The sequence below is a fragment of the Streptomyces sp. SKN60 genome, assembly GCF_026236535.1.
Taxonomy (GTDB): domain Bacteria; phylum Actinomycetota; class Actinomycetes; order Streptomycetales; family Streptomycetaceae; genus Streptomyces.
Genome location: NZ_JAHTMW010000017.1, coordinates 102,265 through 115,474, shown reverse-complemented (window position 1 = coordinate 115,474; position 13,210 = coordinate 102,265). Strand labels below are relative to the sequence as shown.

The following is a 13,210-nucleotide window of genomic DNA, read 5'->3' as shown; positions in this document are numbered from 1 at the left end:
GGCGCGCGAAGGGCCGCCCGCGACAGGACGGGCGGCCCTTTCGGGACGCGAACGCGATGGCGACTGCGACTGCGCGCGACGGTGCGTCAGCCGTTGCGCGGGGCCGGGAAGACCGGCGGGCGGGGCTCCTCGCGCAGCGCCTGGCTGCCCGAGGTGGGCTGCGGCGGCATGCTGCGGGCCGGCGGCACCACGGGCATGGTGCGGGTGGTGCCCGGCTCCGCCGCCCGCTCCTGCTCCAGGGCGGCGCCGCCGCCCGGCTGCGGGGCGCGGCGGGAGCCGTAACGGCGGTGGACGGCCTGCTTGGTGACTCCGAGCGCGGAGCCCACCGCGTCCCACGAGAACCCGAGCGAGCGGTCGAAGTCCACCGCGGCGGTCACCAGGGTCTCGACGCTGTCCCGGAGCTCCTGGGCGAGACGGACGGTGGGGGCGGGGGCGCGCCCGTAGACGACGAAGCCCGTCGAAGGGGCGGTGCGGCGCGGGCGGTAGACATTGCCCAGCTGGGCCGTGAGCGTGCGCAGTGCGTCCACCTGCCGCCGGACCCGCTCGATGTCCCGCACGAGCAGGTGCAGACTTGCCCGGGCCTGGGCGTCGTGGGTTGCGTGGTCGGCCATGGATGAGCCTCTCGAACCGGCGTGAAAGGGAGCGGGTCGCTGGGGGAGGGGCGACCCGATTCGGTCAATCTCTCTTGACCAACGCGCCACTTGGGGTTGGGTCACGCTGCGGGGGCGTATCCGCATATGCACAGGGCGCTCGCCCCCGCGCACACCCCCGGCCGCCCGTGTGAAGCCGCGGGCCCTGACGGCGGCCTAGACTGGTGCGCTGCCTTCCCCCGAGCTCTCGGCTCCGCTCGTGCAGGGAGGTACTCCCAACGTCCCGAGATACGAGGTTCTCCCGCGTGAAGCTGGTCTTCGCCGGCACCCCCGAGGTCGCCGTACCCGCCCTGGACGCCCTGCTCGCCTCCGGGCGGCACGAGGTGGCCGCCGTCGTCACCCGGCCCGACGCGCCCGCCGGGCGCGGGCGGCGGCTCGTCGCGAGCCCCGTCGCCGAGCGGGCGGAGGAGGCCGGGATCGAGGTGCTCAAGCCGGAGCGGCCGCGGGACGAGGCGTTCCTCGCGCGGCTCCGGGAGATCGCGCCCGACTGCTGCCCCGTCGTGGCGTACGGCGCGCTGCTGCCGCGCGTCGCGCTCGACATCCCCGCGCACGGCTGGGTCAACCTGCACTTCTCGCTGCTGCCCGCGTGGCGCGGCGCCGCGCCGGTGCAGCACTCGCTGATGGCCGGCGACCAGGTGACCGGCGCGTCGACCTTCCAGATCGAGGAGGGCCTCGACTCCGGCCCGGTGTACGGCGTCGTCACCGAGGACGTGCGGCCCACCGACACCAGCGGCGACCTGCTGACCCGGCTCGCGTTCGCCGGCGCCGGGCTGCTCGCCGCCACCATGGACGGCATCGAGGACGGCACCCTGAAGGCCGTGCCGCAGCCGGCCGAGGGCATCACCCTCGCCCCGAAGATCCAGGTCGAGGACGCCCACGTCGACTTCGCCGCCCCGGCGCTGCGCGTCGACCGGGTGATCCGCGGCTGCACCCCCGCCCCGGGGGCCTGGACCCTCTTCCGCGGCGAGCGCCTGAAGATCGTCCAGGCCGCGCTGGTCACCGACCGCACGGACCTCGCGCCGGGCGAGCTCGCGGCCGGCAAGAACAACGTGTACGTCGGCACCGGCTCCCACGCGGTGGAACTGCTCTGGGTCCAGCCCCAGGGCAAGAAGCCGATGAAGGCGGCCGACTGGGCCCGCGGCGTGCGCATCGCGCCGGGCGAGCGGGTCGGAGCCTGAGCAAGGTGCTCCCGCTGCCGGAGGGCTCCTGGTGGGACTGGACGGTCCTGCGCTACGACGGCAGCCGGCTCACCCTGGCCGCCCACTACGACCTGTCATACGGCCACGGACTGGAGGTCGTCTTCACGGACACCGTCTACGTCCGCTGCCCCATGGACTTCGCGGATCCCGAGTTCCGGGAGCCCACCGCCGACGAGCGTGACGAGATCGTCCGGCTCGTCGGCGAGGAGCCGTCCGTGCTCGTCGCCTTCGAGGCGGACGGCGGCGGCACGCGGCCGGTGACGTGCCTGATCGCCGCCGGGGACCGGGCGATCCGGCACGGCCGTTTTTCCCGGCAGGGGCCCGCGGACGTAGGCTGAGGAGGTTCGACCTCTTCTTTCGTCACGCGGAGCACCTTTGAGCGAGCAGGCACGTCGCCGCACCCCCACGTCCCCCAAGGGCGCGCCCCCCAAGGCCCCCCGGCCGCACCGGCGGCCCAAGAAGGACCCGGTCCGGATCCTGGCCTTCGAGGTGCTGCGCGCGGTGGACGAGCGGGACGCCTACGCCAACCTGGTGCTGCCGCCGCTCCTGAAGAAGGCCCGGGAGAAGAACGAGGGCTTCGACGGGCGGGACGCGGCGCTCGCGACCGAGCTCGTCTACGGGACGCTGCGCCGGCAGGGCACGTACGACGCGATCATCGCGGCCTGCGTCGACCGGCCGCTGCGCGAGGTCGACCCGCCGGTCCTCGACGTCCTGGCGCTCGGCGCGCACCAGCTGCTCGGCACCCGGATCCCCAGCCACGCCGCCGTGTCCGCCACCGTCGAGCTGGCCCGCGTGGTGCTCGGCGACGGGCGGGCCAAGTTCGTGAACGCCGTGCTGCGCAAGATCGCCCAGGACGACTTCGACACCTGGGTGGCGCGGGTCGCGCCGCCCTACGAGGACGACGCCGAGGACCACCTCGCGGTCGTCCACTCGCACCCCCGCTGGGTGGTCTCCGCGCTCTGGGACGCGCTCGGCGGGGGCCGGGCCGGCATCGAGGAGCTGCTCACGGCCGACAACGAGCGGCCCGAGGTCACCCTGGTCGCCCGCCCCGGCCGGGCCACCACCGCCGAGCTGGCCGAGGCCGCCGACACCGAGCCGGGCCGGTGGTCCCCGTACGCGCTCCGGATGGCCGAGGGCGGCGATCCCGGCACGATCGAGGCCGTACGGGAGAGCCGCGCCGGCGTCCAGGACGAGGGCAGCCAGCTGGTCGCCATCGCCCTCGCCAACGCGCCCCTCGACGGCCCCGACACCCGCTGGCTCGACGGCTGCGCCGGCCCCGGCGGCAAGGCGGCGCTGCTCGGCGCCCTCGCCGCCGAGCGCGGCGCCGCGCTGCTCGCCTCCGAGAAGCAGCCGCACCGCGCCCGGCTCGTCGAGCGCGCCCTGGCCGGCAACCCCGGCCCGTACCAGGTCGTCGCCGCCGACGGCACCCGCCCGCCGTGGCGCGAGGGCAGCTTCGACCGGGTCCTGATGGACGTGCCCTGCTCCGGACTCGGCGCCCTGCGCCGCCGCCCGGAGGCCCGCTGGCGCCGCCGCCCCGGCGACCTCGACGGCTTCGCCCCGCTCCAGCGCGGGCTGCTCACCGAGGCGCTGCGCGCGGTCCGGGTCGGCGGCGTGGTCGGCTACGCCACCTGCTCCCCGCACCTGGCCGAGACCCGGGTCGTCGTGGACGACGTCCTGAAGAAGACCGGTGGCGCCGAACTCGTCGACGCCCGCCCGCTGTTCCCCGGCGTGCCCTCGCTCGGCGACGGCCCCGACGTCCAGCTGTGGCCGCATCTGCACGGCACGGACGCGATGTACCTGGCCCTGATCCGCCGCACGGCCTGAGCGTCCGCGGGCCGCTCCGGTCCGCGGCCCAACCCCGGTACGGGGACCCGTGAGTTGTGCGTTGCGGTTGCGATGTAGTGTGGCCCGCCTGGTGATCCACATGGGTGAGACGGGGGCTTGGCGTGGCGTGGGACGAGTGGGAACAGATCAAGGCCGGGGCGGCCGGGCAGCAGCCGGCGGCCATGCAGCTCAACCATGTTCCGGTCGAGCCGGACGCCGGGCCGAGCCAGGTGACCGGCGGCCTGAAGTCCAGCCAGAAGGCGTGGAACACGGCCGGTGAAGGGGTCGGCTCCCTGCGCGGGACCATCGGCACCGCGCTGACCAAGCTGGAGGACGGCCAGGCGGGGCTCGGCGCGACCACGGGCTGTCTGACCGCGGCCGCGCAGAAGGACGTCTACGACTCCTGGAAGAAGTACGCCGAGAGCGTCAGCAAGCGGTGCGGCTCGCTCCAGGGGATCCTTCAGCAGGTCGGCCGCGACGTGCTGACGACCGACGACGCGGTCAAGGACGAGATGGACCGGCTGAACAAGCAGTACGCGGACACGGACGCCGTCGGCGGCCAGTCGAAGGGCAGGTGACGGCGCCCATGGACTACGCCACCCTCAAGGCCTTCAAGCCCACCGAGTTCGAGGGCGCCGCCGACGGGTACCGCGCGCTGGGCAACGCGGCCCAGGCGGCCAAGAGCCACATCGAGAACACCGTCGCCACCGGCATGCGCAAGTCGCTGTCGGGCGAGTCGGCGAAGGCGTCGCAGAAGCAACTCCAGGCCCTGGCGAAGAACTTCCACTACACCCTCACCGAGTGCCATGTGATCAGCACGGCCCTCAACGGGTTCGCCTACGACATCGCGGCCGCCAAGCGGAAGCTCGAAGCGGCGGTCGAGGACGCCGCTGCGGACGGCTGCACGGTGACGGAGAACGGCTCGGTGAGCTATCCCGCCGGCCGCAAGCCGGGGGCGGACAAGGACACCGAGGGCGGCACGGTGACCGGCACCCCGGGCGGCAACGCGACCTCCGACGCCTTGGACCGCCAGGCGGCGAACATCCACCCGAACCCGCACTACGGCAAGGCCATCGGGTACGCGGACCGGATAGCCGACGCGCTCAAGGAGGCCACGGACGCCGACACGAAGTGGGAGCCGAAGATACGGGCCCTGAAGGCCGATGACGACCTGACCGTCTCCGACCGGGACTGGACGGACGTCACGTCGGACACGGGGGGCGTGCGGGAGGCCGCCGACGCCTACCTCGACGCGATCAAGCCGCCGCCCAAGAACGACTGGCCCCAGGACAACGCCAACTGGTGGAAGGGCCTCACGGACGAGCAGCGCGAGGCCTACATATCCATGCACCCCGCGAGCATCGGAGCGCTCGACGGCCTCCCCTCGGACGTGCGCGACGACGCCAACCGCACCGTGCTCGCCGAACAGCGCGCCGCCAAGCAGCTGGAGTACGACGCCTGGCTCAAGAAGGAGCCGGAGCACTACAAGCCGTACATCAGCCCCGTCACCGGGCGCGAGGTGAAGGGCGCGATGGTCCCGACGGACGAGTGGAAGGAGTGGGAGGAGAAGCGGAAGAAGCTGGAGAACGGCTACAAGGGCATGGACGACATCCAGTCCCGGTTCAACAGCTTCACGAGCGAGAGCAACCGCCCCTATCTGCTCGGGTTCGACGGCGACGACATGGGCCGCGCGATCGTCTCCATCGGCAACCCGGACACCGCCGACAACGTGGTGACGTACGTGCCCGGCACGTTCGCCAAGCTGGAGTCGATCGACGGGGACCTCACCCGGGCACAGCTGCTCCAGGCGCAGGCCGAGGCCACCGACGGCTCGAAGAAGACGGCCTCGATCGTGTGGCTCGGTTACGACGCCCCGCAGGGCATCATGACCGACGCCACCGAGACCAAGTGGGCCGACAACGCCAAGGAGCCGCTCGGCAACTTCATCCAGGGGCTCGAGGAGTCCAATCACCGCCCGAACGGCGTGAACCAGACCCTCATGGGCCACAGCTACGGCTCCCTGGTGGTGGGCGAGACGATGGAGATGCACATCGACCTGCCGGTCGACAACGCGATCATGGTGGGCAGCCCGGGTGTGGGAGTGGACCACGCCAAGGACCTGAACATCCCGCCGGACCACGTCTACGCGGCCACGGCCCAGAACGACCTCATCAACGTCGCCCCGCCGATCGCCAAGGACTACCTCAGCCCGAAGGCGTACTGGGACACCTTCTTCGACGGCGACGCGATCGTGCACGGCACCGACCCGACCTCCGAGGACTTCGGGGGCAGGGTCTTCGAGGTCCCGAGCGGGAAGCTGCCGGGCACGGACTGGGAAATGATGCCCGCGCACTCCCAGTACTGGGACGACAAGCCCCTCAAGACCATGGCGAACATCGTTACCGGAGGACAGCCGTGAACCTACGGAAGGCAATCCCGGTTGCCGCACTGCTGGCCCTGACGGTCACGGCGACCGGGTGCGGGGCACAGGAAGACGACGGAGCAACGGCGAAGCAGGTCACGATGGACGAGCAGCAGGCGGTCGACCGGGCCGAGGAGATCATCCACCAGGCGGTGGACGTCATGTCGCCCAAGCCGACTCTGGAGCGCACGGGCCCCGAGAGCGTCGGCCCCTGCATCGCCAGGGACGACCACGGCCCCGACGACCGGCGGCAGGTCACCCTCTTCTACAAGCTCACCGGTGTGCCGGGCGCCGAGGCCAGGAACCTCGTGCTGCAGGCGCGGGACGCGTGGCTGAAGCAGGGCTACAAGTACCACTCCTCGGACGAGAAGGACATGTCCGGTCCCTTCCCCTGGGTCAGCATGCGCTCGGAGTCGGACGACTTCTGGATGGAAGGCATCACCGGGGTCCTGGACCGGGACAAGGGCGAGGGCATCGCCACCCTCAAGGTGCGGTCGCCCTGCTTCCTCCCGCCCGGCAAGTCCTCGGCCGCCGCGGCCGACCCCGCCGCCTTCGAGGCGCCGGCGGCCGACGACCCCGCCGGGCGCCGGGCGCTCGGCCACTCCAGCCGGATCTACGACGCGCTGGGCGTGGGCGCGGCGCCCACGCAGCCCGGGGAGGGCATCGGCCGGGTGCGGGACGCGTCCGGGGCCGAGGCGGTCCACCACACCTGGTCGACCCCGCCGCTGCCGGAGCAGGAGCGGGCCCGGGCCGTGGCCCGCGCGCAGGCGTACTTCGTCGGCGCGGGATGGCGGGTCCGCCCCATGCCGACGGCCGAGGGCGCCCCGGGCGTCGTCGCCGGCCACCCGGAGGAGCACACGGTCGCGCAGGTGGTGGTCTCGGCCACCGGCGCGGTGCGGGTCGCGGTGACGACACCCGTCGACGGCCCAGCCGGCCCGGCCGGCCCGGCCGGTTCGGATTCCGCGGCCGTGTGACGGCCGGATCCGCCGGGCCCTACCGGCGGAATCAACTGGTCTGTACCATTACGTCCCCGGCGTGAAGCGGCCCCCTCGCAATCCGCGCCGCTTCGCGGCAAAGAAGTCCTCAAGAACATGGCAGGCTTGGCACATGGCGCAGATCAATCCCAGCATCCTGTCCGCGGACTTCGCCCGGCTCGCCGATGAGGCGAAGGCGGTCGACGGGGCCGACTGGCTGCACGTCGACGTGATGGACAACCACTTCGTGCCCAATCTGACGCTGGGCGTGCCGATCGTCGAGTCGCTGAGCCGGGCCACGGACACCCCGCTCGACTGCCACCTCATGATCGAGGACCCGGACCGCTGGGCGCCGCAGTACGTCGAGGCCGGCGCCGGCTCCGTCACCTTCCACGTGGAGGCGGCGGCCGCGCCGGTGCGCCTCGCCCGGGAGATCCGCGCCAAGGGCGCCCGGGCGTCGATGGCGCTCAAGCCGGCCACGCCGATCGAGCCGTTCGAGGACCTGCTGCCGGAGCTCGACATGCTCCTGATCATGACGGTCGAGCCGGGCTTCGGCGGCCAGGCCTTCCTCGACATCATGCTGCCGAAGATCCGCCGCACCCGTGAGCTGATCTCCAAGCACGGCCTGGAGCTGTGGCTCCAGGTCGACGGCGGCGTCTCCGCCGCCACCATCGAGCGGTGCGCCGAGGCCGGCGCCGACGTCTTCGTGGCCGGTTCCGCCGTCTACGGGGCGGCCGACCCGGCCGAGGCCGTGCGCTCGCTCCGGGCCAGCGCCGAGTCCGCGACCGCCTCGGCGGCGTGGGCGTGTGGCCACTGAGCCTCCACTGACCCACCGGTACGTGAACGCGGCCCGTCGGGCCGCCGACACGGCCGTTCAGGACCCGCCGGATCTGACAGGATGAACGGTGAGTCGAGAGTGTGAACAACAGCACGTTGAATCAAGCCGCGGCGGCGCCCCGAACCGGCGCCACCGGCGGCAGCTGAGCAGCCGTACGTGAACAGCAGTGAGGAGATCGCGGTGGCGGGAATGTCGGCGGGACGGTCAGCCCTGCGGATGGGCCCCGCGGAGCTGGTGCAGGCGGCGGCCATGGCCCGCCGCTTCTACCTCGAGGGCAAGTCCAAGATCCAGATCGCCGAGGAGTTCGGCGTGAGCCGCTTCAAGGTGGCCCGGGTCCTGGAGACCGCCCTGGAGCGCGACCTCGTGCGCATCGAGATCCGCGTGCCGGCCGAGCTGGACGCCGAGCGCTCCGACGCGCTGCGCGCCCGCTACGGGCTGCGGCACGCCGTGGTCGTCGAGTCGCCGGCGGAGGGCGAGGACGAGTCGCCCGACCCCGAGAACCTCGGCGAGGTCGCGGCCGACCTGCTCGGCGAGCTGGTCACCGAGGGCGACGTCCTGGGCCTGGCCTGGGGCCGGTCCACCATCCACATGGCGGCCGCCCTCGACCGGCTGCCGCCCTGCACCGTCGTCCAGCTCACCGGTGTGTACGACGCGGGCACGGCCGAGCGCGGCTCGGTCGAGGCGGTCCGCCGGGCCGCCCAGGTCTCCGGCGGCGAGGCGCACCCCATCTACGCGCCGATGCTGCTGCCCGACGCGGCGACCGCCAACGCGCTGCGCAGCCAGACCGGCATCGCGCGGGCCTTCGAGTACTTCGACAAGGTCACCGTCGCCTGTGTGTCCATCGGCTCCTGGGAGCCGGGCATCTCCACCGTCCACGACATGCTGTCCGACGCCGAGCGCGCCCACTACGCCTCGCTCGGCGTCGCCGCCGAGATGTCCGCGCACCTCTTCGACGCCGAGGGCCGCCGGGTCGGCCGGGACCTCGGCGAGCGCTGCATCACCGTCGAGGCGGACCGGCTGCGCCGGATCCCCGAGGTGGTCGCCATCGCCGGCGGCCAGCGCAAGGCGGCGGCGATCGGCGCGGTGCTCCGCTCCGGCCTGGTCACCAGCCTGGTGACCGACCGCTCGGCCGCCGACTTCCTGCTCAGCGAGTTCACCCCCGGCCCGCGCCCGGCCCTCGACCGCGCGGACCCGGACGGCCGCTGACGGACCCCGACGGCCGCCGGCCGACACGCCGCCGCCCTCCGCCCCGTACCGGCACGCCGCCGGGGCGGGGCGGTGGCAGCATCGGGGCATGATCACCCGTTGCGCCCGGCTCGGGCTCTCCGTCCTGGCCGGGCTCGCGCTGCTCCTCGCGGGGCTCACCGGCTGCTCCGGCGGCGCCGCGGGCCCCGGGGCCGGCGCCCCCTCCCGTACCACCGCGGTCGCGCCCTCCGCCCGCCCCACCGCCTCCTCCGGCCTCCCGGTCGTCCCCGAGTCCGAGCTGCCGGCCGAGGCACGCCGGACCCTCGCCCTGATCAGAAGCGGCGGCCCCTTCCCGTACGCCAAGGACGGCGCCGTCTTCTCGAACTTCGAGCGCGTCCTGCCACGGCGCGAGCGCGGCTACTACCACGAGTACACGGTGAAGACCCCCGGCGAACGCGACCGCGGCGCCCGGCGCATCGTCACCGGCCGGCAGGGGGAGACGTACTACACGGACGACCACTACCAGAGCTTCCGGGAGGTGGCCACGGATGAGGATCGATGACGCCGTCGTCCTCGACCTGCACGGGGTCGCCGACAAGACGGCCTTCATGAACCGCTGCGTGCACGCCCTCCCGCTGCCGGTGTGGTTCGGGCGCAACTGGGACGCCCTGGCCGACAGCCTCGCCGACATGCGCGCACCCATGGCGATCGTGGTCACGCACTGGCAGGCTTATGCCGAGGCCGAACCGGACGAGTGGTCCACCGCCCAGGAGGTGTTCTCGGCGGCGGCCCGCGCCAGCTCGGCCGGCCTCGCGGTCCTCCTGTCGCTGGGCGGCGACCTCGCCCATTTGGAGGATCGGCCAAGCAGCCCCGCGCAAGACTCGGACGATTAGCCCGGGGCGGGTACGCGTACCCCCGTGGGACAATGAACTACGTGCTTTTTCCCCTGGCTGAAATGCCTAGGGGCCGATCCGAACGACTGGGATGTCAGCACGTGCGTTTCCTCAATGACGTCAAGCCGCCGTACGACCTCACGTACGACGATGTGTTCATGGTGCCGAGCCGCTCGGCCGTGGGTTCCCGCCAGGCCGTGGACCTCTCCGCCCCCGACGGAACCGGTACGACGATCCCGCTGGTCGTCGCCAACATGACCGCCATCGCGGGCCGCCGCATGGCCGAGACCGTCGCCCGCCGCGGCGGCCTGGTCGTCATCCCGCAGGACATCCCGATCGAGGTCGTCACCGACGTCATCGGCTGGGTCAAGTCCCGCCACCTGGTCCTCGACACCCCGATCGTCCTGGAGCCGCACCAGACCGTCGCCGACGCGCTGGCCCTGCTGCCCAAGCGGGCGCACGACGCCGGTGTCGTCGTCGACGCCGAGCGCCGCCCGATCGGTGTCGTCACCGACGCCGACCTGTCCGGCGTGGACCGCTTCACCCAGCTGTCCGAGGTCATGTCCAAGGACCTGCTGCTGCTCGACGCGGCCATCGAGCCGCGCGAGGCCTTCACCGTCCTCGACAACGCCAACCGGCGCTACGCCCCGGCGGTCGACGAGGACGGCAAGCTCGTCGGCATCCTCACCCGCAAGGGCGCGCTGCGCGCGACCCTCTACAGCCCGGCCGTCGACAAGAACGGCGGACTGCGCATCGCCGCCGCCGTCGGCATCAACGGCGACGTGGCGGGCAAGGCCAAGCAGCTGCTCGACGCGGGCGTGGACACGCTCGTCATCGACACCGCGCACGGCCACCAGGAGTCGATGATCTCCGCGATCCGCACCGTCCGGGCGCTCGACCCGCAGGTCCCGATCGTGGCCGGAAACATCGTCGCCGCCGAGGGCGTCAAGGACCTCATCGAGGCCGGCGCGGACATCATCAAGGTCGGCGTGGGCCCCGGCGCCATGTGCACCACCCGCATGATGACCGGCGTGGGCCGCCCGCAGTTCTCGGCCGTCATGGAGTGCGCCGCCGAGGCGAAGAAGTACGGCAAGCACGTGTGGGCCGACGGTGGCGTCCGGCACCCGCGCGACGTCGCCATGGCGCTCGCCGCCGGCGCGTCCAACGTGATGATCGGCTCCTGGTTCGCCGGCACCTACGAGTCCCCGGGCGACCTCCAGCACGACGCCCAGGGCCGTGCCTACAAGGAGTCCTTCGGCATGGCCTCGGCCCGCGCCGTCAAGAACCGGACCTCCGACGAGTCCTCGTACGACCGCGCCCGCAAGGCGCTCTTCGAGGAGGGCATCTCCACCTCGCGGATGTTCCTCGACCCGCAGCGTCCGGGCGTCGAGGACCTGATCGACTCGATCATCGCCGGCGTCCGCTCCTCCTGCACCTACGCGGGCGCGAGCAACCTCGCCGAGTTCGAGGAGCGGGCCGTCGTCGGCATCCAGTCCGCCGCCGGTTACGCGGAGGGCAAGCCGCTGCACGCCAGCTGGAGCTGAGCCGCGGCGATCTGAACGCACCGTGGGCCCCCGGGAAATCCCTCCCGGGGGCCCACGGCGTTCCCGTACGGTCGGCCGCATGGACCGTACGGAGATCACGCCCTGCCGGGCCGAGGACCTGCCCCTGCTCGGCCGCCATCTGCCCACCCCGGGGGCTCCCAGCCGGCACGCCGACCGCTTCGCCCGCCAGGAGGCCGGACACGGCACGTATCTGATCGCCTGGCACGGCGGGCTGCCGGCCGGCAACGGGCAGATCCGCTGGGACGGCTGTGCCGCGCCGGAGGTGCAGGCGGCGCTCGCCGGCTGCCCGGAGCTCAACGGTCTGGACGTACGGGAGGACCTGCGCGGCCAGGGCATCGGCACGGCCCTGATCCGCGCCGCCGAGGAGCTGGCGCGCGAGCGGGGCCGGACGCACCTGGGCCTCGGCGTGGGCGACGACAACCCGAGGGCGGCCGCCTTGTACGCCCGGCTCGGCTACGGGCCCGTGACGGCGTACACCGACCGCTACGCGTACACGGACGAGGCCGGCCTCCGGCACGACTGCGCCGACCCCTGCACCTTCCTCGTCAGGCGCCTCGCCTGACGGGGGCCGGGCGGCCCACGAAGCCCGCCTCCCGCAGCGCCCCCGCCACCGCCGCCGCGATCCGCGCGTGGCCCCGGTCGTTGGGGTGCAGGCCGTCCACGAGGTCGTCCGGGGTGAGGAGCGGACCGCCGGGCAGCAGGGCGAGCCGTCCGTCGCCCGCCGCGGCCAGGTCCCGTACGGCCGCCTCCATGGCGGCCCGCAGCTCGGTGAGCGTGGCGCCCAGGGCGTTGCCGGTGCGCTCGGCCGCCGGGCGAAGGACGGGGGAGAGGAGCAGCAGCGGGGTGTCCGGGTGGCCGCGGCGCACCAGAGCGACGAACGCCCGGGTGGTCTCGTAGAGCAGCGGCGCCGAACAGGGCACGGCCGCCCAGCAGTTGGTGCCGAAGGCGAGGGTGATCAGGTCGCCGGGGAGCCGGGCGAGGTGCTCGGCGAGCGGGAGTTCGCCGCGTGCCCCGCCCGCGTAACCGAGGTTCACCGGATCGAGGCCGAGCAGCCGGCCGGCCGCGGCGGGCCAGGAGTGGGCGGGGCGGGTCGACCACCAGCCCTCGGTGATCGAGTCCCCGTGCACGAGCCAGCGCGGACGGCGCGGGGCGGGCGCCAGAGCGCCGCCGACGGCCCGCAGACCGCACACGACGGGTGCCTGTCCCTCCGGCAGATGGACCGTGAACTCGCCGCCATCGGGCGGGAGTCGGATGCGTACGGTGCCCTCCTCGGCCGGCTTCGCGAACACCTCCGCCAGACACCGGGCGCCCTGCCAGAGCGCGAAGCCGTGCCGCAGCGCGCGCAGCGCGTCGCCGGGCGCCGGGAGCACCGCACGGTAGCGCAGCAGCACCGCCCGGGTGCCCGGCGCCGCCGTGAACTCGAGCCGCACCCCGATCGGCAGCGCGGCCCGCTGGGCGATGTCCCAGGGCAGCCGCTCCAGGTCGGCCGGGTCGGCCCGGACCGGACGGTCGCCGTCCCGCCACGCGGTGCCGCGCAGGAAGGGTTCGGGCTCCAGCCAGCTCACCGATGACCTCCGTTCGGGCGGGTGCAGCGTGGGCCAAACGCCCTGAGGAGTCAAGGGTCACGGGAGGCCGCGCATTGCCCCCGATGTGTCGTTTT

The 13,210-nt window shown here is 73.4% G+C and carries 14 protein-coding genes; 12 read left to right on the top strand and 2 right to left on the bottom strand.

Annotated elements, in window-relative coordinates; all coding sequences use genetic code 11:
• Positions 1 to 86: 86 nt before the first annotated feature.
• Complete coding sequence (locus tag KV205_RS26470; RefSeq protein WP_265867131.1) at positions 87 to 611, bottom strand: hypothetical protein; 525 nt, start codon at positions 609 to 611, stop codon at positions 87 to 89.
• Positions 612 to 895: 284 nt separating this feature from the next.
• Between KV205_RS26470 and fmt the strand changes: the two genes are divergently transcribed.
• The 12 genes from fmt to KV205_RS26410 all read left to right on the top strand — a co-directional run bounded on the left by fmt (position 896) and on the right by KV205_RS26410 (position 12,112).
• Positions 896 to 1,828 (top strand): methionyl-tRNA formyltransferase, encoded by a 933-nt coding sequence (gene fmt, locus KV205_RS26465; RefSeq protein WP_265867130.1) that lies wholly within the window; start codon positions 896 to 898, stop codon positions 1,826 to 1,828.
• A 5-nt stretch (positions 1,829 to 1,833) separates the two neighbouring features.
• Entirely contained in the window at positions 1,834 to 2,187 is a 354-nt protein-coding gene (locus KV205_RS26460) for a hypothetical protein (protein WP_265867129.1), read from the top strand.
• A gap of 37 nt (positions 2,188 to 2,224) precedes the next feature.
• A complete protein-coding gene (locus KV205_RS26455) occupies positions 2,225 to 3,673 on the top strand; it encodes an RsmB/NOP family class I SAM-dependent RNA methyltransferase (RefSeq protein WP_265867128.1) in 1,449 nt (482 codons plus the stop codon).
• Positions 3,674 to 3,795: 122 nt separating this feature from the next.
• On the top strand, positions 3,796 to 4,251 hold the full coding sequence (locus KV205_RS26450) for a hypothetical protein (RefSeq protein ID WP_265867127.1): 456 nt from the start codon (positions 3,796 to 3,798) through the stop codon (positions 4,249 to 4,251).
• Between the two features lie 8 nt (positions 4,252 to 4,259).
• Positions 4,260 to 6,092, top strand: coding sequence for an alpha/beta hydrolase (locus KV205_RS26445; protein WP_265867126.1), 1,833 nt, complete (start codon positions 4,260 to 4,262; stop codon positions 6,090 to 6,092).
• A 104-nt stretch (positions 6,093 to 6,196) separates the two neighbouring features.
• The gene (locus tag KV205_RS26440; protein WP_265867125.1) at positions 6,197 to 7,069 is read left to right on the top strand and encodes a hypothetical protein; all 873 of its coding nucleotides are present in this window, start codon (positions 6,197 to 6,199) and stop codon (positions 7,067 to 7,069) included.
• A gap of 133 nt (positions 7,070 to 7,202) precedes the next feature.
• Positions 7,203 to 7,886, top strand: coding sequence for a ribulose-phosphate 3-epimerase (gene rpe / locus KV205_RS26435; RefSeq protein WP_265867124.1), 684 nt, complete (start codon positions 7,203 to 7,205; stop codon positions 7,884 to 7,886).
• A 177-nt stretch (positions 7,887 to 8,063) separates the two neighbouring features.
• Positions 8,064 to 9,113, top strand: coding sequence for a sugar-binding transcriptional regulator (locus KV205_RS26430; RefSeq protein WP_265867123.1), 1,050 nt, complete (start codon positions 8,064 to 8,066; stop codon positions 9,111 to 9,113).
• A gap of 88 nt (positions 9,114 to 9,201) precedes the next feature.
• The gene (locus KV205_RS26425) at positions 9,202 to 9,654 is read left to right on the top strand and encodes a ribonuclease domain-containing protein (protein WP_265867122.1); all 453 of its coding nucleotides are present in this window, start codon (positions 9,202 to 9,204) and stop codon (positions 9,652 to 9,654) included.
• The gene (locus KV205_RS26420) at positions 9,641 to 9,985 is read left to right on the top strand and encodes a barstar family protein (RefSeq protein ID WP_265867121.1); all 345 of its coding nucleotides are present in this window, start codon (positions 9,641 to 9,643) and stop codon (positions 9,983 to 9,985) included. The genes KV205_RS26425 and KV205_RS26420 overlap by 14 nt, the downstream gene beginning before the upstream one ends.
• 101 nt (positions 9,986 to 10,086) lie before the next feature.
• Positions 10,087 to 11,529, top strand: a complete 1,443-nt coding sequence (locus tag KV205_RS26415; RefSeq protein WP_265867120.1) for a GuaB1 family IMP dehydrogenase-related protein — start codon at positions 10,087 to 10,089, stop codon at positions 11,527 to 11,529.
• A gap of 79 nt (positions 11,530 to 11,608) precedes the next feature.
• A complete protein-coding gene (locus tag KV205_RS26410; RefSeq protein WP_265867119.1) occupies positions 11,609 to 12,112 on the top strand; it encodes a GNAT family N-acetyltransferase in 504 nt (167 codons plus the stop codon).
• Here KV205_RS26410 and KV205_RS26405 read toward each other — a convergent pair.
• Positions 12,096 to 13,115: a GDSL-type esterase/lipase family protein gene (locus KV205_RS26405; protein WP_265867118.1), complete on the bottom strand. Its 1,020-nt coding sequence runs from the start codon at positions 13,113 to 13,115 to the stop codon at positions 12,096 to 12,098. The genes KV205_RS26410 and KV205_RS26405 overlap by 17 nt on opposite strands.
• Between the last annotated feature and the right edge of the window lie 95 nt (positions 13,116 to 13,210).

Coding starts and splice junctions, on each gene's coding strand:
- KV205_RS26470 (WP_265867131.1), bottom strand. CDS start 611: ATGGCCGACCACGCAACCCACGACGCCCAGGCCCGGGCAAGTCTGCAC.
- KV205_RS26445 (WP_265867126.1), top strand. CDS start 4,260: ATGGACTACGCCACCCTCAAGGCCTTCAAGCCCACCGAGTTCGAGGGC.
- KV205_RS26440 (WP_265867125.1), top strand. CDS start 6,197: ATGGACGAGCAGCAGGCGGTCGACCGGGCCGAGGAGATCATCCACCAG.
- rpe (WP_265867124.1), top strand. CDS start 7,203: ATGGCGCAGATCAATCCCAGCATCCTGTCCGCGGACTTCGCCCGGCTC.
- KV205_RS26425 (WP_265867122.1), top strand. CDS start 9,202: ATGATCACCCGTTGCGCCCGGCTCGGGCTCTCCGTCCTGGCCGGGCTC.
- KV205_RS26420 (WP_265867121.1), top strand. CDS start 9,641: ATGAGGATCGATGACGCCGTCGTCCTCGACCTGCACGGGGTCGCCGAC.
- KV205_RS26410 (WP_265867119.1), top strand. CDS start 11,609: ATGGACCGTACGGAGATCACGCCCTGCCGGGCCGAGGACCTGCCCCTG.